Consider the following 20,003-nt stretch of genomic DNA (forward strand, 5'->3'; position numbering starts at 1 on the left):
GAATCCCGAGGTGGATTGTCCCTCTGGTGCGGGAGAGCTGGGTATCGAGTTGGGCGAGCTTCTCGTCGGCGCCGGCGAGGCTGACGCGTAGTCCTTCGACCTCGCCGAGCCAGCCTTCGAGTTCGGCTTCGGTGATGCGGGCGATGAGGTTGTCGCGGATCTCCTCGAGGCGGTCCCGTTGGGCCGGGTCCGGCCTGAGGAGTGCACATCTGACACAAGCGTGCTCATGAACACAAGGGGGTGGAAACGCCCAAGCCCTGGAAGCCGGGACGCGCGTGCTGCTGAGCCATGCAGCCCTGGGCGGCTCGCAGGCACCTGGCATTGCCACAGTCGACGGCGAACTCGATCTCGCCTGGCAGCCCGCCACCGCACGTTGAGGCGCTTCAGCTTGACGCCTTAACACCCTGAGATGTCCTACCTTCTGAGCGGGATGAGCGGGCCATTCGTCGGGTCCTCTCGCCCAGGGACACCGGGTGTGGCTTCTGAGATGTTGCCGACCGTGGCTCGACAGACTTGGCCGCCCGGTGTCCCGACGACCACGACCCGGCCGCTCATTGGGAGTTGCGAGCAGATCGCTGAGTAGGACAACGCCGGCGCGGTCGTCCGAGCACGGACCAACTTCGACGGCACCTGGGAGTGCGATGAGCGGGATATGGGCGGGGATCGACGCGGGCAAGGGGCACCACCACTGTGTGGTGCTGAAAGCGGAGGGCGGCAAACTGCTCTCGCGCCGCGTCGCCAACGACGAGCCCGAGCTTCTGCGGCTCGTCGCCGACGTCCTCGCCCTGGGCGAGGACGTGACGTGGGCCATCGATCTCACCGACGGCGGCGCCGCGCTGGTGATCGCGATCCTGATCAGCCACGGGCAGCGCGTCCTCTACATTCCCGGCCGGACCGTCAACCGGGCCAGCGCCGGCTACCGGGGCGAAGGCAAGACCGACGCCCGCGACGCCGTGGTCATCGCCGATCAGGCCCGCATGCGCCGCGACCTGATGCCGGTCAACGTCGCCGGCGAGGAGCTGACCGAGCTCCGGCTCGCCACCGCCCGCCGCACCGACCTGGTGCGCGACCGCACCCGGGCCGTGAACAGGCTCCGCGGCCTGCTGACCGACCGGCCTGGTGCATCCGGCGGTGAACCGGCTGTTCAGGTAGGGCTTGAACGGGTCGATCAGCCCCTGTTTGCTGGCGCCGAACTCCCTGGCTGAGGCGAGGAGTTCGTCCAACGGAGTGGTCTTGAAGCGGCGGACGGTCTTGCGGTCGAGCCGGAGGTGTCGGGCGATGGCGCTGATCGTCCACTTCTGGTCCAGCAGGCGGTGGACGTCCGCGTAGCGGTCGCGGGTACGTTCGACGATCGGGGTCCGGGGCAGTTGGAAAACCGGCAGGTCGATCGTCGGCGGCTCGGGCGGCACCTCCTGGTCGGCGTGTTTGCGTAGGCAGGCGCGGTGCTGGTGGCAGGTCTTCTCGACCGCGGCGGACAGGTTCTGCAGCAGGTGCCAGCGGTCGGCGACCTCGACCGCGGCCGGCGCGGCCTCCTTGATCGCCCGGCTGTAGGCGCTGGCGCGGTCGCGGCAGACGATTTCCGCGCCCGGGTGCTCGCGCAGCCAGGCCGCGAAGGTCTGTGAGGTGCGGTCGGGCAGGACGTCGACGACGCGGCCGGTCTCGACGTCGACCAGCAGGGTGCCGCAGGTACGGGCCCCGGCGGAAGGCGAACTCGTCGACGCCGAGCACCCGCGGCGCCCGCTCCGGCACGTCGGGTGCTTCCAGCAGACCGAGGAGTCGGGTGCGGCCGGCCGCGACGCTGAGCTTGCGGCACAGCCGCTCGCCCGCGCGGCCTCCGAGCTCGGTGGCGACGGCACGCAGCCACTCCTTCAGCCCGGTGCGGGAGCGCAGGTGACGCTCGCTCAGCCCCCGGACCTGCTCGACGAACGTCCGCCGCCCGCAGCGGACGCGGTCGCAGAAGTACCGGCGCACGCGCAGCCGTATCAGCAACTTCCGGTTCGCCAAATGGCGTTCGGCCGCCGTGCGCCAGTACGTGGAGTGGACCCGCCTGCCCCGGATCCCGCAGTCCGGGCACCGGACGGCCGCACCGCACGCGGCGACCTCGACCAGCACCAGGGCCAACTCGGCGGTCACCCGCTGCAGTTCAACATCGACTCCAGGGAACAGCACGTCTTCGATCGAATGGAGAGCCACGCGCAGGTCATCCCGCAGCGAAACGATCCTGCACTCACGCCTGCGACCTGGTCTTTCACGGAACTCGGGTTGAAGTCAGCAGTCCCCATCCGGAGTGCTCCAGGTGCCCCACTCACATTCCGAGCCGCGCCCGGCACCCGTCTCACTTCGGCTCCCGAGAAAAGCCCTCCCGGCAGATTAGACCTGCTCAGTGTCTCTGTGAGCGTCGGATCCGGCAGCGACCACGATGCCACAGGGCAGGGATCCGTGCAGGCAACGTCGCCGGCCGCTCAGGAGTCGATGTCTTCAGGCTTGAAGTTCCAGCTTTCGACCCATTTCGGCGGGTCTTCAAGTCGGCTGACGAAGTGTTCGAGGCGTGCACGTTCTCCGCGAATGCTGTTGATGACGAGTGCGGCCGCCCCGAAGCCCGCGGCAGCGTCCCTGTAGAGCTGCCAGAGCCCTTGGCGCGCCGCGTCTTCGCAGGCCGACACGGGAATCCCGTCGACCATGACCGGCTCTTCCCCGCCGAGGCAGAAGTAGAACGTCAGGTGGATCTTGTGCCGGGCCGCCGGGTGGAGGTCTTCGCCCAGCGCCGCCACCAGCACCGATAGGGCAGCCGGCGCCACCTCCGTCGGGAACGACTGGATTTCGACGTGGTTGGACAGCTCGATCCAGGACACCTGGGCCTCCGTGGTGGCGGACACCAGCTTCCGCAGCATGTCTGCGACATGGCCCGCAGGGCGGGCGCACCCGCACCGGTAGGAATTCCAGTCGATGCGGTCGATCTCGATCAGTGCCAGATTCACTTGCCGCTCCGCTTCAGGTGTTGTGGCGGCCATTCGCTCGCTGTCGCGGCCGGGTTCGTATCAGCCCCGCCCGAGCCAGCTTCGAACGCCGTCCTCGCAATCGGCCGGGAGCTCCCTTTCGTCGAGCAGCATCTGCACGTAGCGGCGGATCGGCTCCGCACGGTAGGGGTGCGATACCCCAACGGCCGAAGCCGTCCCGTCCTGCCAGGTCGTCCCGGAAATGATCACCTCGCCGTCGAAGGAGGCCGTCAGCAGGCCGCCGCTGCCGATCGGCCCGGAAATGGTGCCCGAGTTGCGGCCCGAGACGTTCCAACGCTCCGTGAGCCGCACCGGCGTCCAGACCGGGTACTCGTTGTCCGGGTCCAGGGTGACGGCGAGCAGGAAGGCGCCGTCCTCGGCGAACAGGCCCATCCGGGTCGCCAGGCGCAGCCACGCCTCGTCGAACCTCTCCAAACCGTCGGGCTGCGCGAGATCGACGACCTCGTCGAGCCGGCCGTCCGCGGGCGAGCAGGACGACACCCAGGCGCCCTGGGGCGGACACACCTCCACCGGAACGGGGACCGGCAGCACGACCAGCCCTGCCTCGGCCAGCACATCGGAAACTGCGGCGTCTCTCACAGACCTACTCCTAGAACGGACATGACGGATCGACCTGGAACAGTCTCCCGTAGTCGTGACCGATGAAGTGTTGGTGGGCCGTCTGCCAGCAGGCCCCGACGATTGGCGGGAGCTGACGCCAGGTGCAGCCCGAGGTCGCCACGAACACGATCGCAGCGAGCACTTCCCAATCCCCAGCTCGGGCCCGCACTGCGCAGCCGCTGGTGATCAACACGACTGCTTCACGGAATTGATGCTGTTGGTGATCTTCACCGGTCAGGGTGAGATTGCCGCGATCGGCGGTCGTTGAGCGTGCCTGCCTGCTGTTCTGGCCTGGAGGGTCCGGCTGTTCGGAGGGGTGGGCTGCGGTGGCGATGGGGTACTGGTCCGGGCGGGAGATCCCGGCGTTGACCGTGCGGATGGCTCGGGCGAGCAATCCGCGGGGCACGGCGGCGATGTGGGTGCGGGATCACCTGGAGGGTCTGTTCACGGACAGCGACTTCGAGGAGTGGTATCCCGCTGGCGGGCGTCGTGGTCTGTCGCCGGCTCGTCTGGCGCTGGTGTCGGTGCTGCAGTACGCGGAGAATCTCACCGACCGGCAGGCCGCCGAGGCCGTCCGGTGCCGATTGGACTGGAAATTACTGCCTGGGGCTGGAGTTGGACGATCCGGGCTTCGACTTCTCGGTGCTGAGCGAGTTCCGTGACCGGATGGCCGAGGACGATCGGGCAGACCGGCTTCTGGCGGTGATGGTCGAGCGCCTGGCGGAGGCTGGGCTGGTCAAGCGGCGCGGACGGCAGCGGACCGACTCCACGCACGTCCTGGCTGCGGTGCGGCGCCTGGACCGGATCGAGCTCGTCGGGGAAACCCTGCGCGCTGCCCTGGAGGAGCTGGCCGCCGCCGACGAGGAATGGGTGTCCGTCCTGGTCACGGACGAGTGGGCCCGGCGTTACGGCCGACCGGTGCGTTATGACCGGCTGCCCAGGGAGACCAAGGAGCGCGAACAGTACGCACTCACGGTCGGCGAGGACGGCATGCGGCTGTTCCGCGCTCTTCTCGCCGTTGACACCCCGGCCAGGCTTCGGCGGCTGCCGCAGGTGGAGGTGCTGCGGCAGGTCTGGGTCCAGCAGTACTGGCTCGACGAGCACGACGCTCTGCGATGGCGCGGGCCCAAGCAGACCCGCGACCGACAGAGCCGACGCCATACCGCCCGCCGTACGACCTCCGCGGGGGCGGCCGCCGAGGGCAGACCCGATCCGGCGACGGCACGTGTCCCCTGGTCGTCGGTAGAGATCGTCTCCCCTCACGACCCGCAGGCGCGCTTCAGCCACAAACCCGGCAAGGCCGAGTGGGTCGGCTACAAGACCACCAGACCGAGACCTGCGACAACGGCCTGCCCAATGTGATCGTCCACGTCGCCACCACACCGGCGCCCGAGCAGGACATCGACGCCCTGGAGAAGATCCACACAGACCTCGCGACGCGAGGCCTCGCCCCGGCCGAACACCTTGTCGACGGCGGATACGTCACCCCGGCCACCATCCACCGAGCCAGGACCGAACACGGCATCGACCTGGTCGGCCCGGTCCGCCTCGCCCCGACCTCCCGCGCCCACCCCGGGTTCAACAAGGAAGACTTCAGCCCCAACTGGCAAGACAGAACTCTGACTTGCCCGAACGGCGCGACCAGCCCTCCATGGAAACCGACACTCTCCGACGGCCAGGAGCGCATGTCGGTGCTCTTCCCCCGCGCCACCTGCCGGGCCTGCGACGACCGCCTCAAATGCACCGGCAACGTCGACGGCAAGGGCCGGCACATCCTCCTTCTGCCCCAGCCCCTACAGGAGATCCAGAACCAGGTGCGACGCGACCAGCAGACCAGACCGTGGCGCGAGCGATACGCCCTCAGGGCCGGCTGCGAGGCCACCGTCTCCGAGACCGTGCGCGCCCACGGCCTCCGTCACTGCCGCTACCGAGGCAAAGTGAAAACCCACGTCCAGCATGTCCTCACCGCGGCCGGAACCAACATCATCCGCCTCCACCAGCACCAGCCAGGCGACAGCCGAACCAGCCTCGGAACCCGCTTCACGCGCCTCTGCCGCCAGACGATCGACCGGACTCAAACCGACACTCGCTGAAGATCACCAACAGCATCCGGAATTCCGGTCAGAGCCAATTTCGCGGATCCTCATCACACGCGGCCGGAGCCCGCACCGACCCGCCGCCGGCCCTCGCGCCAAAGGGGGGCTGGACCAGGAGAGTGCGGTCGCGCGGTCGGGCAACCGCGCACGACCTGCGCCGGCTGTTCCGGGACACCGCGTGGCGCCGGCTGGCCGCTCCGGTCTCGGCGGGCGCGGACGGGGCGAGGTTTCCTGACCGGTCAAGTATCGGCGCGCTGGCCGCCGTCGCCGAACGGGGCCGGTTTCCTGACCGGCCACTTTTCAGGTCGGCCTCGGCGGACGCGGCGATGACGCGGGCCTGCCCCCGCAGGCGCTCGGCCAGGTCGTCGATCGCGGCGAGGTACACGGCCAGCGATCCGGTGGGCTCGCTGGCGACATGCTCGAGGAACAGACGGGCGCGGACGTCGACGAGCTACGCGGCGCGCATCAGCAGGCGCTGCTCCTCGGGCAGGGCGAGCAGCCACGGGTCGGGCAGTCCGGCCTGCTGTGCCTGGCGGGCCCGGCCAGACCAGGTGTCGGCAGGGCCAGGGGCGGCCGACGGCGCCGGGGTAGTCGACGAGGGACGATCGGCGCCCGGCCGGTTCGCGGACCTCACTCCGGAGCAGCTCGTCGCGGCGGTCCGCTACTGGTACTGACGTCCCGTCAGGACCGCAGCCGGTCCAGCTGGTCGAGCGCCTCGCGCACCCGCGGCCGAGGTCGACCTCGCCAGTCTCGTGGTGGGCGACCGGGAACGAGACGGCGGGCGGCTTCTCGTCCCAGCGCGTCAGGTGGCGGGCCGCTCGGCGGACGTACACCATCGCGCCGACCGGATTGTTGACGAAGGTGACCTCCGAACTGGGGACGCCGGTGCCGTCCTCCAGGTGGAAGGTCTCGATCCAGGAGTGGCGCAGGTCGACCTCTGGAATGCTGCTGTCGAGCAGCTGCGCGTCCGCCACCCGGTGGCCCTCGACCCGGAGGGCACTCAACACCGCCTCGTGCAGCGGCGGCGCGGCCACGTGCACGAAGTCGATGTCCTGCACGGACCGCTGCGGGCCGGACGACAGGGTGGTGGTCAGCGAGAGGTCGACGCCGACCGTCCGCCCGTCGACTTCGGTGATCGGACAGTCCCACGGCAGCCGGCCGTGGAAGCCGATCCGTTCCTCCGTCCCGGGCGCCACGTCGAGGTACGAGCGGGAGGGCGAGAGGTACGCCCACTCGCGGTCCTCGACGCTGCCGTTCCACCCCAGGACCTTCCCCACCACGTGCAGGTACAGGCCCTCGACCTTCAGACCCGCGCTGCCGCCGCGCAGCAGCACCTCGCCCTCGATCCGCTGCCCGGGCTGCGGGGCGAACGTGGCGATCCGGGTGTCGATCTCCGGCGGATCGCCGCCGTCGTCGCCGAGTCCGAGCAGTCTCCGCAGTCCCATCCGCCGCGCCTCCCCCTTGGAAAATGACCTCGGCTCACCTTAGCGTTCGTCAAGATCGGCAGGTGAGGGTCGGGTGGGAGGGACGGGCAGGTGGGACTGCTGGCGAGGTTCGGGCTCGGACGCGCGGCGGAGGGCCCGGAGGTCGAGATCCGGACGGCTGACCTCGCCGTCCCCGGCGAGCGGATCGGCGGGCAGCTGGTGATCCGGGCCGGGGCCCGCAGCGTCGAGGTCGACCAGATCGAGAACTACCTGGTTGCCGACGGGTTCGACAACGACGGCGGGCCGACCGACCTGGTCCTGGGCTCGCTGAGCACCCCGGGCGGCTACGATCTCGAGATCGGCGGCGGGCAGGAGCGCACGCTGCCGTTCAGCGGCCGGCTGCCCTGGGAGTGCCCGTTCACCGAACTCGACGGGCAGCCCCTGGGGTTCGCGGTGGCGGTCCGGATCACCCTGCGGCCGCCGGGGCGCTCCGAGGGGACGGTGCACCGCAGCACCCTCCGGATCGCCCCGACGCCGGCCGTCCGGGCCGCGGTCGCAATCTTCGCGGAACTCGGCTACCGGCCGCAGGACTCGCGGGTCGTCTACGCGTACATCCCGGGGTCCGACCAGCACCACGCCGGCTACCAGTCGCTGTTCCTCACCGACCCGGCCCGGGGCAGGCGGAAGCTCCCGCGGCTCGAACTCTCCTTCGTCACCAACCCGGTGGGCACCATGGTGTACCTGCGCCGGGCCGCGCCCGAGCTGTACGAGTGGGAGTCCAAGCCGCGGACGGTCACCTTCGCAATCGCCCACCACGAGGCTGCCCGCCCCGACCTGGCGGAGCGGGCGACCCGCGCACTGGAGGAGCTGCGCACCCTCTACCGGAACTGACGGCTACTTCGCGCCCAGCGCCGACCAGGCCGAGTCCAGGGCGGAGGACTTCAGCTGGTCGAGCGTCAGCAGCGGAGCCTCGTCGGCGCCGTTGGCGCCCCTCTGGCCGGGCGGTGAGCGACCGTCAGCAGGCGGTACAGGGCCGAATCGGGGGTACTGCGGGTGGGATCAGTCCTGCTGGGCGAGGAATCCGGGGCAGAGGAGTCGGCGGGCAGGGCGAGCTTCGACTTTCCGTGGCGGGATGCGCCTGCCGAGTACGGGCCGTGGGGGCGGGTCTACGACTTGTTCCGTCGGTGGCAGCGGACTGGAACCTGGCACCCGATCCTGACCCGGCGGCCTTGGCGCGCTGGCCGAGGGCCGCTTCCGGCGGAGCGTGGACTACGCCGGGGATGTGCGGACTGCTGGGAAGCTGGGCGACCAGGGAGGCGACGGCCTGGCTCTGCATTCCCGCAAGCTCTACGCCTGCTACGCGCCGCAGTCTGTGAAGATCGACAAGGTCAAGGCGAAGTTCACCAGTTAGTGGCAGGCCGACCATCAAGTCGACCTTTGCGACTGTCCGTCTGCGTACGAAGGTCACCAAGGGCGCTGGCAGTGCGGCCGCCGCGCTGGCGATGGTGTTCAAGCTGGTCGAATCCGCCCAGGCCCGGTGGCGGGCCGTGAACGCTCCCCACCTCGTCGCCCTCGTCCGGTGCCGGAGCCCGGTTCGAGCGAAGGCAGCTCATCGAGCGCACCGAGGGCCTCGCAGCCTGATCTTCGGACCGCGGGGGCCGGGTGACGCGGGCTACTGCTTGAGCCTGGTGCGCAGGGCCTCGATGAACCAGGTAAACACCGGCGTCAGGGTCGGCTGGATGGGCCATCCGTTGATGACGGTAAGGAGGTGCCAATAGCGTTCCGCGCGGGGATCGTTGGCGATCTCCAGGCGTGTCAACAGCCAGCGGCGCAGTTCGGTGTCGTCGGCGCGGTCGAAGACCTGGGCGTAGCGGGCGGTGAGGGCGTCGATGACGGGGGTTGCCCCAGCGGAGTCGGGGTCGATGTCGGCGGTGAGGGCGCGGCCGACCTGGTCGCGGACTGTTTGCGTGAGGTCGTGGTGCAGACCAGTGGTGTCGCCCTGGGCACGTTCGGCTGCCTGGTGCTCGGCCATGCGGCGTACTGCGGCGCGGAATTCCGGATCCTGGGTGAGTTCGGCGAGTTCCGCCCAGGCGTCGACCTGATCAGGTTCGGGGTCTTCCGGCAGCTCGGCATGGCCGAGCGCATCATCTCCACGAAGTCGGGGTTGGCGTCCAGGCCCCCGAAGGTGTCGTCGATGAAGTCGTTGATGAGACGCCGGCGTTCGTCGTCGGAGAGTCTTGCGAGCTTGTGCATGAGGTCCATTTCCTCCGGGCTGGAGCCCCGCTTGGCCACCGCTCGTAGCACCGCGCGCCGCAGGCGCAGGGTGCGGATCTGCACGTCCAGAGCGTCGGCATGCGCGGCCGCGACCTCGGGTACCGAGATCTCCTGGTCCAGCACCTGCCGGATGACGGCAAGATCGAGTCCCAGATCACGCAATGTCCGCACCAGATCCAGACGCGCGAGCGCATCGATGTCGTAGAGCCGGTAGCCAGCCGGGCTGCGGTCAGTCGACGGCACGATTCCGGTGTCGGAGTAGAACCGTATGGCCTTCACCGTCAGCCCGGTCCGCCGGGCCAACGCCCCGATCGTGTAAAGCGTGTCGCCGTCCATGCCCCCACCCTGGTGTCTCCCCTTACGGGAGACTCAAGTCCATCCTTCAGGAGCCCCAGTCAGCCTGGGTGTGGGCTTCTCCACCCAATCCACAGGTCTTGACAATTACTCGGAACGGGATCCCGGACATCGTGCCGATCCGGGTGTACGAGAACGGCTGGCCGACGGGCCCGGGCCGTAGCGAACAGCGGCAGGCCGCCGTGCTCGACACCGTCGCTCGGAAGGTGGCCGCCCTGGTCGGCGAGCTGAACATCGACGGCTACTCGCTCTTCGCCCTGCGGGATGCCGACATCAACGCCGAGGGGCTGTTCCCGCACTTTGGCCTCCTGCACGGCGACTACACGCCCAAGTGCGCCTTTCGAACCTACCGCGACCTCATCGACGAGCTGCACGTCGGTGACGGCCCGTCAGGCCGCCGTGACTGAGCATCAAGTGACTGTGTCGGAAGGGTGTTGGAGAACGGGAGGTTCGGCAGGTCGGGCTGGGTGAGCGTAGCCGGGTGATCTTGGGCGCTGCTATCGTGCGGGCGGCACCTGCCGGTACGGATGTTCGAACGGAGAGACATGCGCAAGTCGAAGCGGATAGCGGGGCTCGCCCTCAGCGTGCTGGGCATGACGACGGGAATGCTGTTCGCGGCTGCTCCCGCGCAGGCGGCGTCGACGCCCAGCGGAGCCTGCAACAGCGTCGGCAGCGGGTACTACCTGATCGACCAGCACTCGATCGGCACGATCGCCGACGTCTACCTGTTCTACAACGGCTCCAGCAACTGCGCCGTCACCTGGAAGCGCAGCCCGAACGGGACCACCCGGTACGACCTGAGGGTGAACATCGAACGGCAGAGCGACCTGAGGGACGCTCCGGACGCGGGCTACTACCTGTACTACGCCGGACCGGTGACCCTGAGCGCCAAGGGCACGTGCATCTCGTGGGGCGGCGAAGCGGAAGGCGTCCGCTGGTACTCCGGCTGGACCCACTGCGGCTGATCTCCGAAAACCCCGGCCCCGGCCCCGCACAGCGCGGCCGGGGCCCGACCCCCCCGGCCACCGGACGCCCCCATCGCACCGCACCCGTCGCATCGCACCCACCGGTCGGCCACTGCACGACCCGACCGCACGGAGCCAGACCCCACCGGCAGCACACCGACGCTCCACCACAAGATCAGCGACAGAGCCGAATTACGTGATCGTCCACAGCCCGCCGCCCGGCTCGCCCTGCCCCTGTCCGACCGTCGCCGCCGTCCCCGCCGGTGCCGCCCGCTTCGAATACCTCGTGCTGCAAGGCCTCGCCGCCCCCGAGGGCGGAACTCGATGGCTGACGTCATTCAGCGCGGCGCGTTCCCCGGGCACGACCACGGTATCGGGTCAGCCTTTCGGGCGGCTTACGGTCCGGATCGTAGGAAAAGGCCCCGATCGTCCCCGACCGGTCGGGGGGAAGCGCCGCGTTGCGGCGCACCGCGTGGGGGTAGGCGAATCGGTCCAGAATCGGAATGCGCAGCCAGACGCGGAGCCAGAACGGGTAGTCGTACGGCCGCAGTTCCACGCCCTGGCCCCGGTCGAGGTCGTTCCAGCCGGAGATCCGCATGGATGAGGCTCCTTCGCATATAGCTGGGCGCAGTCCCTCAACACTACGGGGCGCTGCGGAGCCCGGAACGTACCGGGATCCGCAGCTGCTGGCGTGTAATCAGGTCCCGCAGGTGTAGTGGCCGCTCGCACCGCGAAGCAAGGGGCCGGCGTGGTTGGTGTAGTCCTGGGAGGACTGGGCCCAGCGAATGGCGGTGAGGAAGTAGGCGTAGCTGCCACCGCTACCGCAGGAGTCGGACTGCGACTTCGACCTGCGCGTCTTCCGCATCCACGGCGAATACGTCCTGCGCACCGTGGACGACCCGGACAGCCACTGCACCGACCGTGAACTCCTGCACAACACTCCCGAACCCAACGCGTGTGCTGGTCGGTTCGTCTGCCGGGGCACGAGTTCGCGGCATGCCGCGCTGTGACGGCCTGCCGGTCTGGAACGGACGGGCCAGCGCGCGGGTGTGCCATGGAGCGGCCGGCAAGGCCGGCCCGAAGTAGTTGGGCTGGGAGGGACCGAGCAGAGGGACGGCAGGGCGCAGCGGAGGTAGCACGATGCTTCGCACGCATCGGTTCTGGGACATGTGGGCACGGAGTCGACGGGCCCGCAAAGAGCCCGGACCGAGCAGACGCTCGTGCTTGCGAACAGTCCTTGGCGGGCGGTGGACAACGAACTCCGCGCGAACGATCGGTTGGACAGCAACGCGTAGCGGCGCGATCGGCACCCGGGCTGGGCGGGACAGCAGTGCGTAGTTGCGGCGGCAAGGCCTCGGGGGTTGCCCGGGTGTCCCGCGCTCGCCGGCTCGACGGTCGTCCCGGCGCCCGCAAACTGCTCGACAGCGCCTGTCCGCAGGCTGAAACCCGCGCGACAACGTCCCGACAACGGATGGATAATCAGCTCGGCACACGGCGGCGTGGGCACTAGTTCGAGTGCTCCTGGGAAGGGCCGGTCCAGGCAATCGGAGGCGTGCGGTACGTGCGATTCGGTCTGTTGGGCGACCTGAGGGTTCAGGACGATTCAGGCGCTGCGCTCACGCTGCACTCCGCGCACGGTCGCGCCCTGCTCGCGGCGCTGCTCCTGACACCGAACCGGCCGGTCTCCCGCGAACGACTGACCGACGCACTGTGGGGCGCAAGTCCTCCACCCACGGCATCGGCCGCGCTCACCAATCAGATCGCTCGGTTGCGTCGCTTCCTCGGCCCGGGCGGCACTGATCGCCTTCGGACCGTCCCGTCCGGCTATCTGCTGCGGATCGGTCCGACCGAGCTGGACACCGAGGAGTTCACCCGGGCGGTCGCCGCCGCCGCCACCGCCCGGCAACGAGCCGACTGGCAGGGCGTCAGTAGTTCTGCCCATGCCGCACTGCACCTGTGGCGCGGCACGCCACTGGGCGACCTTCCCCTGGTGGCCGAGCAGGCACTCCCTGCTGTCCGGTCCTTCGAAGAAGCCCGGCTCCAGGTGGCCGAGTGGTTCTTCGAGGCCGAGCTGAACCTCGGCCGCCACGCGAGCACCCTCGCGGAACTCACTCGCTGGGCCGCCCTCCACCCCCTGCACGAGTCCCTCCACGTCCACCTCGTCACCGCGCTCTACCGCAACGGCCGCCAAGCCGAGGCACTCAACGCCTTCGACGGCATCCGCACCCGCCTCGCCGAAGAGCTCGGCGTCGACCCGGGACCGGCACTCCTCACCGTGCACCAACAGGTCCTGCGGGCAGACCCCGACCTCCTCCCGCCGCCGGCACCTGCCGCCGTCCCGACGAAGGCCGCCGCTCCCACCGTCGATCCCGAGCCTTTGGCGACGTCCGCGTCCGTCGGGACCGGCGCCGATGCGTCGGCACGGCCAGCGCCGGCGCAGCTCCCAGCTGACGTCTTCGATTTCACCGGCCGCGCCGACGTCCTGGCCGCGCTGACGGACAGGCTGGAAGCAGTCGCAGCCGACGGTGGCGCGTGCCTGCTGGCCGTGTCCGGTATGGGCGGCGTGGGCAAGACGGCGCTGGCCGTCCATGCCGCGCACCGGGTGCGGCACCTGTTCCCGGACGGGCAGCTCTACGTCGACCTCCACGGCTTCGGCAACGCCCAACCACGAAACCCGCACGACGTCCTGGCGTGCTTCCTCGGCGATCTCGACCCGGAACTGCTGGGCGCTCCGCTGCCCGAACACACCGACGACCGTGCCGGCCGCCTGCGAAGTGTCCTGTCCGACCGGCGGGTCCTTCTGGTCCTGGACAACGCCCGCGACGCCGAGCAGATACTCCCCCTCCTTCCCGGCCACAGCCGCTGCGCCGTCCTCGTCACCAGCCGGACCGCCCTGACTGCGCTGCCGGGCGCCCACCACGTCGCCCTGGAGCCGCTGGACGTCGACGAGCAGCGCGACCTGCTGGCCCGGGTGTGCGGTGCCGAGCGCGTCAACGCCGAACCCGACGACGCGCTGCGTCTCCTCGCGGCCTGCGGCGGACTGCCGCTGGCGCTGCGGATCACCAGCGCGCGACTCACCGCCCGGCCGACGTGGTCACTCGGCGTCCTGGCCGACCACCTGACCGGCAACGGCTCCCGGTTGCGCTCCCTGTCGGCGGGACACCTGTCCGTACGCGCCACCCTGGCCTCCAGCTACCTGGCGCTGCGGGACAGCCACGACCCCGTGGAGCGCGATGCGGCCCGCCTGTTCCGCCTGCTGGGCCTGTTGCCGGGCCTGGTGTTCGGCATTAAACAGGCCGCGGCTCTGGCCGATCGCCCGGAACACGTCGCGGCGGAACTGTTGGAAACCCTCGTCGACTACCAGCTCCTGCAGAGCCCCGAACCCCTCAGGTACCGCTTCCACGACCTGCTCGGCGAACTCGCCGCCGAGGCCGCCGTCACGGAGGACAGTCACGAGGACAGCGACGCCGCGCCGGTGCGGCTCATGGTGTGGTACTGCGCTGCGCTGCAGCACGCCGCAGACACTCTCTTTCCGGGTGTGCGGCGGATCGCCGTGCTGGCGGATCAGCCCGCTGTGGCACCGCCCGACTTCACCGGCGGGCCGCAGGTGACGGCCTGGTGCACCCAGGAGCTGAGCAGCATCACCACGGTGGTCCGTCACGCGGCGGCCTCCTCCCGCCCAGACCTGGCCTGGCGGATCGCCTACGGGCTCTCGGGCTACATGACCGCCGGCTGGTGGACCGGCGCCGCCGACGAATGCCGCGAACTGGCGCTGCACAGCGCCGAAGGGAGCGGTGACCTCCTCGGCCAGGCCCTGATGCTCGAACGGATCGGCGTGGTCCACGGCATGTCCGACCGATTCCCGGAAGCGATAGAGGCGCTCGCGGCTGCTCTCGACCGGGCTGAGCGGGCAGGACGCGGCGACATCGCGGTGAACGTCCTCAAGAATCTCGCCCTTTCGCACAGCATGATGGACGAGCCCGAGGCCGGCCTGGCCTACGCCCGGCGCGCGCTCGAACGCGGCGTCCCGGAGGACGACGACCTCCTGGTGAGCACCATGGCCTCCCTCCACCTGAAGCTGGGGACTTCACGTCGGCCGAGGCGGGCTTCAGGAAATCGGTCGACGCCTGGCGGCGGCACGGCAACCCGTACAACACCGCCGTGGCCCTGTCCAACCTCGGCGACAGCCTACGAGGACTGGACCGACGCGACGAAGCACTGGCCGCCCTCGACGAAGCCCGCCGCATCAACGAGAAAATCGACAGCCCCGACGGCGTCACCGACTGCCTCCTGATCACGGGCCGCGTCCACCTTCACTTCGGAGGCTGGGACGAAGCCGACTCGTGCTTCCGAGCCGCCATCGGCCTCGCGCGCGAACACCGACTCCCCGCCTACGTCCAGGAGGGCGCGGAAGGCCTCGCCGAAGTCCGACGGCTCCGACCCACGCCAGCCTGACAATCGCGCGAGTCCACCCCTGATGAGGATCCGCGAAAACGGCCAGGTCCGCTCTCTGTTCCCCCCGGCCGCTGATCCCGGAGGGGATGCCGGTCCTGATCGACGACGACCTCCAGTTCGAAGACGGTCCTGCGGTGGTGCGTCCGGCCGCCGTGGTGAACCGGTGGCTGCGTGAGCTGCCGGTGAGTGGTGCTCCGGCCCGAAGCTCGTCAGCAGGCGAGGCCGACGTGCGCCGACACCTCCAGCCGGCCCTGCCGCGTCCAGCAGACGTCGAGTTCGAGCTTCGTCCAGTCACTGTCCCCGGGCCTGTTGTCCACGGTGACGGAGGTCGAGAAGACGAGCGGGACCAGTGCCGTGTCGTGCCCGGGAAAGGCGGCGTACTCCGGCTGCCAGTACCACGTCGGCGCATCTCCGACAGGTCTGGCCGAGTCGAGCGCAGCCCCGGCAACCCGCAGTCGCGCCACCAGGGCAGCCGGGCTGCCCGGAAGGAGCAGGCCCAGCGGAACGGCCTCGAACACTCCTCGTTCCAGCACCACACCCACCCGCTGATCATTGCCGGGATCCGGAGCCCTGACAAGGCGTCACCAGACCCGTGACGCAGGAACCGTGGGCTTGATCCGCTTTGACGGACACTCCTGATCAGGGGCTTCGGCCTCGGAAGGATGATGTCCATCATGGAGAGCATGGGGAAGAAGAAGCCGAGGCCCAGGCGCTCGTTCACGCCGGAGTTCAAGGCCGAGATCGTCGACGTGTGCCAGCGCGGCGACCGGTCCATCGGTCAGGTCGCGAAGGACTTCGACCTGACCGAGACCGCGGTGCGCGACTGGATCCGTCAGGCCGAGGTCAACGCTGGCGAACGGGACGGCCTGACCAGCGACGAGCGCGAGGAACTGGCCCGACTGCGGCGGGAGAACCGCCGCCTGCGCGAGGACGTGGACATCCTCAAGCGGGCCACGGCTTTCTTCGCGAAGGAGACCCGGTGACGGTCCACCCGTTCATCGAGGCGGAGAGCAGGCAGGGCACAACGTCAAACGAGCGTGTGAACTGCTCCAGGTCTCCCGTGCCGCCTTCTACGCCCGCCGCAAGGCGAGCCCGGTCCCCGCGCCGTCCGCGACACCGAGCCGACCTCGAAGATCACCGAGATCCACGCGGACTCCAGGGGAAGCTACGGAGCCCCACGCGTCCACGCCCAGCTCCAGCAGAGCGGCGACCGGTGCGGACGACGCAGGGTCGCCAGGCTGATGCGCCAGGCAGGCCTTGAGGGTCGGCACCGCCGCCGGCGCCACCGCACCACGATCCCGGACCCGCGGGCGGCCACCCGGCCGGACCTGGTCCTGCGCGACTTCCAGCCCGACCCGACCGCCCTCGATGCGCGCTGGTGCGGCGACATCACGTACATCCCGACCGAGGAGGGCTGGCTCTACCTGGCCACGGTCATCGACATCGCCTCGCGTCGTGTCGTCGGCTGGGCCACCGCCGACCATCTGCGGACCGAACTGGTCGCCGATGCCCTGCGGGCACCCTGCCGGACCCGCCGCCCATCGGGTCCGGTGATCATCCATACGGATCGCGGTTGCCAGTACACCAGTCGTGAATTCGGTTCTCTGGCAAGTGACTTCGGCGCCCGCCTGTCGGTCGGACGGACTGGGCAGTGCTGGGACAACGCGCTCGCCGAGTCGTTCTTCGCCACCCTGAAACGGGAGCTGGTCGGCGACCGAACGTGGCCGAGCCGGGCGGCTGTCCGTTCCGCGATCTTCGAGTGGATCGAGGGCTGGTACAACATACGCAGGCTGCACAGCAGCCTCGGCTGCCGCAGCCCCGCCGAGTACGAGACCGTCCTCGCGGCCTGACCACCACACCAAAGGTGTCCGTCAAAGCGGAGCAAGCTCACCGTGCCAGCAGGATGTCGGTGGCGGGCCATCAACCTGCGGGGCCACTCGACTTGAGCAGCCGGTACCAATCACTGTCCGCCGCCTCCGGCGGGGACCGGACTCTGGCCAAGTCCTGCGACAACCTGGCGAACAGGGTCCCAGCCAAGCGCAGCCCCACCCGGCACCGCCAGCTCGCGAGCTCCGCAGGACCGCGCGCCCCCGACTGCCGACCCCTCAGCCGTAATCGACGACGAACCCCGCAGTGGCGGCGCTGTACCTGGTGAGGTGATGGCGCAGCGCGGCGGCGGCCTGCGGCGCTCGGCGTTCCAGCTCAGCCCAGCGGATGAAGTGCAGCTCGCATGGCATGTCGACCAGGCCGGTGATCGCGTCCCGGAACGCGGACCAGTTCATGCCGTAGAACGAAGGGAACTGCAGCTTCTGCTTCAGGATTTCGTGCAGGTCTTCTTCGCTGCCGACCGGGCCGACGTCGATCGTCACCTGTTGCTCCACCACTGGATCCGGATCCTCGGGGCGTCCCCAGAACGACGGAAGCCACCAGCACAGGACTGACGCGTCGGCGGGCCAGGGCCGAGGCACCGCGGTCCAGTCCTCGAAGGAGTCCGTGGCCAAGTCGATCGGGCGCCAGGCGGGATCCAGCGGCTCGTCGTCGGCCGGCGGTCGGACGAACCGCCGTTCGCGCTGGTCGCACGCGCCGTAGGCCCGGAAATTCTGCTGCGCCTCGACGAGCGAGAACCGGTTGGCGCCCGCCGGCCAGAACGGCCAGCGAAACTGCACGCGGTCGTCCTCCCAGTGGCAGACCGGGCAGATGACGTACGAGCCGGGCCAGCCGTCCTCGACATCGAAAACGAGATGGCCGCAGCACGGGCAGGGACGACGGTTATGCACCGGGCCAGCCTGGCCGGCCATCCCCACCTGCGGCAACCCGGTTTCCGCTCTCGTACGCCGGGCCGGCCCCTGCTGCTCCTGCTGTCGGCGACAGCGGATAGCCTCCGGCGGGCACGGGCGAGCGACGGGAGTGGGCGTGGACATCGAGGGAATGCTGGAGCGGCTCGGTGCGGTGATCGGGCCGCCGCCCGAGGGCGGCGTGGTTCCGGTCCCGTGGGAGCTTGCGCCCGAGGCGATCGGCTTCCAACTGCCCGCGGACTACCGGGCGTTCGCGGACCGGTACGGAAAGGTCAGCATCAGCGACGAACTGCACATCTGCACGCCATCGGAAGCACCCAATCCCAAGGCCGGTCAGCCACCCGGCTTCGAGGGATTCCTGTACAACACGACCGAACCGTACGGGTACTGTGCCTGGCTGGCCGAGTGCTACCGGGACGGGAACTACGACGAGTGCCCGTACCCGCTGTTCCCGGTCGAGGGCGGGCTGCTGAACTGGGGCAGCAACTTCAACTCAGACCACTTCTTCTGGCTGATGCGTGGCCACGACCCGGACCGGTGACCGATCGCCGCCAAGTTCCATTCGATGTGGGAGTGGGACATTTTCGAGGGCGGATTCCTGGAGTTCCTGCTGGCGGCGGTGACGGAACAGTACCCGTACCACGGAGACGTCGTCCCCGGTGGACTGAAGGAGGTCAGTGACGGCCGTGCCTACCGGTTTCGGGGCGACTGGTCGAAGTACCCTCAGGATTGAGCCAGGCACGGTCAACTGCCGGCTTCGACTAGGAGACCTGACCAACCGTCGGGTCGACGGCCGACGCGAGCGCCCCGGCCCAAAGCGTCGGTGCGGGCAGGCGCGCCCGCTGGGTGTCCACCGGCGGCGACGACGTGGACGGCCAGGAGCAGGCCGAGGGTGTTGGTGACGATGAACCTCTTGCGGCCCTTGACCTTCTTGCCCGCGTCGAAGCCCCTGGTCACGGCCGGGACAGTATCGGCGGTGCGGACGGACTGCGAGTCGATCAGCCCGGCGCTCGGCTCCGCGTGGCGGCTGTCGGCTTCACGGACCTTTCCGCGCAGGGCGTCGTGGATGCGTTCGACGGGGCCGTCGTCGTGCCACCACGTGAAGTAACAGTACACCGGCGGCCACGGAGCGAAGTCCTTCGGCGGCTGCCGCCAGGAACACCCGGTCCGCACCACGTAGAAGATCGCATCCGCGATCCGCCGCCGTGGATGCTTCTCCCGACGACCACCCTTCGGACCCACCCGCGTTGGCGGCAGCAACGGCTCCACCAACTCCCACTGCTCATCCGTCAGATCCGACGGATACCCACCCCCAACACCACTCACAGCGTGCTCAACGAACGCCTCAGCAACGGGACACGGCAGATCTCAAACACGGTCTCAGATCGGCATAATCGCGGTCTCGGCATAGGTCAATCTATGCGGATATCGGCATAGCTGGACGAGCTCGGCTATCTGCCGCTGCCCGAGGATGGCGCCTCCGCGCTGTTCCAGGTGATCAACCAGCGGTATCTGAAGTCGAGCACCATCCTGACCACCAACGTCGGGATCGCTGACTGGGCTGGGGCGTTCGGCGACGCCACGGTCGCGGCCGCGATGCTCGACCGGCTCCTGCACCGGGCGGCCGTCGCGGGCATCGACGGGCCATCCTACCGCCTGCGCGGCCACCAGAGCCAGGCCGAGAACCTTCACGCGGGGGTGAACTCCCGTGCTTCCTGAGCCCGTTGACCAGATTCCCGGGCCGCACCAGGCCAGGTCCGCCCGCATCTGCCCGACCTGCAAGAGCGAGTTCACACCCGACAGCACCGACCGGCAGGAGTACTGCGCGCCCGCCTGCCGGCCCAGCCGCCAGAAACCCCAGCTCGTCATGGCGGTCAAGACCTGCCCGGAATGCGGCGGCGAATTCACCTGCCACCCCAGCCACCGCCAGGTCTACTGCTCGCCTGACTGCCGCAAGGAAACCGAACTGCGGCGAGAGCTGAACCGCAACCAGGAACGGGCCCTTCGCCTCGGCGAGTCCGTC

20 protein-coding genes and 8 pseudogenes are annotated in these 20,003 nt (G+C 69.5%); 17 read left to right on the top strand and 11 right to left on the bottom strand.

Features of this window, described 5'->3' with window-relative positions; translation table 11 throughout:
* Positions 1–641: 641 nt before the first annotated feature.
* Positions 642–1,109, top strand: a pseudogene (locus tag BX266_RS38255) (IS110 family transposase); the annotation flags it as partial.
* Between the two features lie 315 nt (positions 1,110–1,424).
* On the opposite strand, the pseudogene BX266_RS39510 reads toward BX266_RS38255, so the two are convergent.
* From BX266_RS39510 to BX266_RS00155, 4 genes and pseudogenes are all read right to left on the bottom strand, one after another.
* A pseudogene (locus tag BX266_RS39510) lies at positions 1,425–1,856 on the bottom strand (transposase); the annotation flags it as partial.
* A 606-nt stretch (positions 1,857–2,462) separates the two neighbouring features.
* A complete protein-coding gene (locus BX266_RS00145; RefSeq protein WP_099896900.1) occupies positions 2,463–2,978 on the bottom strand; it encodes a hypothetical protein in 516 nt (171 codons plus the stop codon).
* Positions 2,979–3,038: 60 nt separating this feature from the next.
* A complete protein-coding gene (locus BX266_RS00150; RefSeq protein ID WP_143686821.1) occupies positions 3,039–3,548 on the bottom strand; it encodes a hypothetical protein in 510 nt (169 codons plus the stop codon).
* 112 nt (positions 3,549–3,660) lie between these two features.
* Positions 3,661–3,777, bottom strand: a pseudogene (locus tag BX266_RS00155) (transposase); the annotation flags it as partial.
* Positions 3,778–4,030: 253 nt separating this feature from the next.
* Here BX266_RS00155 and BX266_RS41060 point away from each other — a divergent pair.
* The 3 genes from BX266_RS41060 to BX266_RS00165 are packed head-to-tail and all read left to right on the top strand — an operon-like array spanning position 4,031 to position 5,710.
* Positions 4,031–4,279, top strand: coding sequence for a transposase (locus tag BX266_RS41060; protein ID WP_399168722.1), 249 nt, complete (start codon positions 4,031–4,033; stop codon positions 4,277–4,279).
* Positions 4,233–4,979, top strand: coding sequence for a hypothetical protein (locus BX266_RS38260; protein WP_183096861.1), 747 nt, complete (start codon positions 4,233–4,235; stop codon positions 4,977–4,979). Before BX266_RS41060 ends, BX266_RS38260 begins: the two co-directional genes overlap by 47 nt.
* Positions 4,976–5,710 carry a transposase gene (locus tag BX266_RS00165; RefSeq protein ID WP_183096862.1) on the top strand — a complete coding sequence of 245 codons (735 nt, stop codon included), beginning with the start codon at positions 4,976–4,978 and terminating at the stop codon, positions 5,708–5,710. The genes BX266_RS38260 and BX266_RS00165 overlap by 4 nt, the downstream gene beginning before the upstream one ends.
* Positions 5,711–5,952: 242 nt before the next feature.
* Here the strand turns inward: BX266_RS00165 and BX266_RS00170 are convergent, their stop codons facing one another.
* Positions 5,953–7,158, bottom strand: a complete 1,206-nt coding sequence (locus tag BX266_RS00170) for a sporulation protein (protein WP_120314337.1) — start codon at positions 7,156–7,158, stop codon at positions 5,953–5,955.
* Between the two features lie 90 nt (positions 7,159–7,248).
* Here BX266_RS00170 and BX266_RS00175 point away from each other — a divergent pair, with 90 nt between their 5' ends.
* The 4 genes and pseudogenes from BX266_RS00175 to BX266_RS00185 all read left to right on the top strand — a co-directional run.
* Positions 7,249–8,028 carry a sporulation protein gene (locus BX266_RS00175; protein WP_120314338.1) on the top strand — a complete coding sequence of 260 codons (780 nt, stop codon included), beginning with the start codon at positions 7,249–7,251 and terminating at the stop codon, positions 8,026–8,028.
* A gap of 162 nt (positions 8,029–8,190) precedes the next feature.
* Positions 8,191–8,340: pseudogene (locus BX266_RS39515) on the top strand (IS5/IS1182 family transposase); the annotation flags it as partial.
* Between the two features lie 79 nt (positions 8,341–8,419).
* Positions 8,420–8,548: a hypothetical protein gene (locus BX266_RS39520; RefSeq protein ID WP_259465205.1), complete on the top strand. Its 129-nt coding sequence runs from the start codon at positions 8,420–8,422 to the stop codon at positions 8,546–8,548.
* Between the two features lie 13 nt (positions 8,549–8,561).
* Positions 8,562–8,778, top strand: a pseudogene (locus BX266_RS00185) (IS256 family transposase); the annotation flags it as partial.
* A 31-nt stretch (positions 8,779–8,809) separates the two neighbouring features.
* Here the strand turns inward: BX266_RS00185 and BX266_RS00190 are convergent.
* Positions 8,810–9,747: pseudogene (locus BX266_RS00190) on the bottom strand (MerR family transcriptional regulator).
* 98 nt (positions 9,748–9,845) lie between these two features.
* Between BX266_RS00190 and BX266_RS00195 the strand changes: the two are divergent.
* Positions 9,846–10,172 (top strand): hypothetical protein, encoded by a 327-nt coding sequence (locus BX266_RS00195; RefSeq protein ID WP_143686823.1) that lies wholly within the window; start codon positions 9,846–9,848, stop codon positions 10,170–10,172.
* A gap of 138 nt (positions 10,173–10,310) precedes the next feature.
* A complete protein-coding gene (locus BX266_RS00200) occupies positions 10,311–10,730 on the top strand; it encodes a hypothetical protein (RefSeq protein WP_099896908.1) in 420 nt (139 codons plus the stop codon).
* A 334-nt stretch (positions 10,731–11,064) separates the two neighbouring features.
* On the opposite strand, the gene BX266_RS00205 is transcribed toward BX266_RS00200, so the two are convergent.
* Positions 11,065–11,328, bottom strand: a complete 264-nt coding sequence (locus BX266_RS00205) for a hypothetical protein (RefSeq protein ID WP_099896909.1) — start codon at positions 11,326–11,328, stop codon at positions 11,065–11,067.
* A gap of 99 nt (positions 11,329–11,427) precedes the next feature.
* Positions 11,428–11,595, bottom strand: a complete 168-nt coding sequence (locus BX266_RS38265) for a hypothetical protein (protein ID WP_180290323.1) — start codon at positions 11,593–11,595, stop codon at positions 11,428–11,430.
* A gap of 696 nt (positions 11,596–12,291) precedes the next feature.
* Between BX266_RS38265 and BX266_RS41065 the strand changes: the two are divergent.
* The 3 genes and pseudogenes from BX266_RS41065 to BX266_RS41075 form a co-directional block, all read left to right on the top strand.
* Positions 12,292–13,809: pseudogene (locus BX266_RS41065) on the top strand (BTAD domain-containing putative transcriptional regulator); the annotation flags it as partial.
* 1,058 nt (positions 13,810–14,867) lie between these two features.
* Positions 14,868–14,927, top strand: a pseudogene (locus BX266_RS41070) (hypothetical protein); the annotation flags it as partial.
* Positions 14,928–15,185 carry a hypothetical protein gene (locus BX266_RS41075; protein ID WP_399171193.1) on the top strand — a complete coding sequence of 86 codons (258 nt, stop codon included), beginning with the start codon at positions 14,928–14,930 and terminating at the stop codon, positions 15,183–15,185.
* 209 nt (positions 15,186–15,394) lie between these two features.
* Here the strand turns inward: BX266_RS41075 and BX266_RS38000 are convergent, their stop codons facing one another.
* A complete protein-coding gene (locus BX266_RS38000) occupies positions 15,395–15,727 on the bottom strand; it encodes a hypothetical protein (protein WP_143686825.1) in 333 nt (110 codons plus the stop codon).
* 132 nt (positions 15,728–15,859) lie between these two features.
* On the opposite strand from BX266_RS38000, the gene BX266_RS00230 reads away from it, so the two are divergent.
* Together BX266_RS00230 and BX266_RS00235 are read left to right on the top strand one after the other, a co-directional pair.
* Complete coding sequence (locus tag BX266_RS00230) at positions 15,860–16,168, top strand: transposase (protein ID WP_180290324.1); 309 nt, start codon at positions 15,860–15,862, stop codon at positions 16,166–16,168.
* Positions 16,169–16,318: 150 nt separating this feature from the next.
* Positions 16,319–17,035: an IS3 family transposase gene (locus tag BX266_RS00235; RefSeq protein ID WP_107490704.1), complete on the top strand. Its 717-nt coding sequence runs from the start codon at positions 16,319–16,321 to the stop codon at positions 17,033–17,035.
* A 255-nt stretch (positions 17,036–17,290) separates the two neighbouring features.
* On the opposite strand, the gene BX266_RS39525 is transcribed toward BX266_RS00235, so the two are convergent.
* The gene (locus BX266_RS39525; RefSeq protein ID WP_259464454.1) at positions 17,291–17,983 is read right to left on the bottom strand and encodes a CPCC family cysteine-rich protein; all 693 of its coding nucleotides are present in this window, start codon (positions 17,981–17,983) and stop codon (positions 17,291–17,293) included.
* A gap of 115 nt (positions 17,984–18,098) precedes the next feature.
* Between BX266_RS39525 and BX266_RS00250 the strand changes: the two genes are divergently transcribed.
* Positions 18,099–18,521, top strand: a complete 423-nt coding sequence (locus tag BX266_RS00250) for a hypothetical protein (protein WP_099896914.1) — start codon at positions 18,099–18,101, stop codon at positions 18,519–18,521.
* A 203-nt stretch (positions 18,522–18,724) separates the two neighbouring features.
* Here BX266_RS00250 and BX266_RS00255 read toward each other — a convergent pair whose 3' ends face one another.
* The gene (locus tag BX266_RS00255) at positions 18,725–19,306 is read right to left on the bottom strand and encodes an IS5 family transposase (protein ID WP_399168726.1); all 582 of its coding nucleotides are present in this window, start codon (positions 19,304–19,306) and stop codon (positions 18,725–18,727) included.
* Positions 19,307–19,417: 111 nt separating this feature from the next.
* On the opposite strand from BX266_RS00255, the gene BX266_RS00260 reads away from it, so the two are divergent.
* A complete protein-coding gene (locus tag BX266_RS00260; RefSeq protein WP_259465020.1) occupies positions 19,418–19,699 on the top strand; it encodes an ATP-binding protein in 282 nt (93 codons plus the stop codon).
* Positions 19,700–20,003: the final 304 nt, after the last annotated feature.

The sequence above is a fragment of the Streptomyces sp. TLI_171 genome, assembly GCF_003610255.1.
Lineage (GTDB): Bacteria > Actinomycetota > Actinomycetes > Streptomycetales > Streptomycetaceae > Kitasatospora.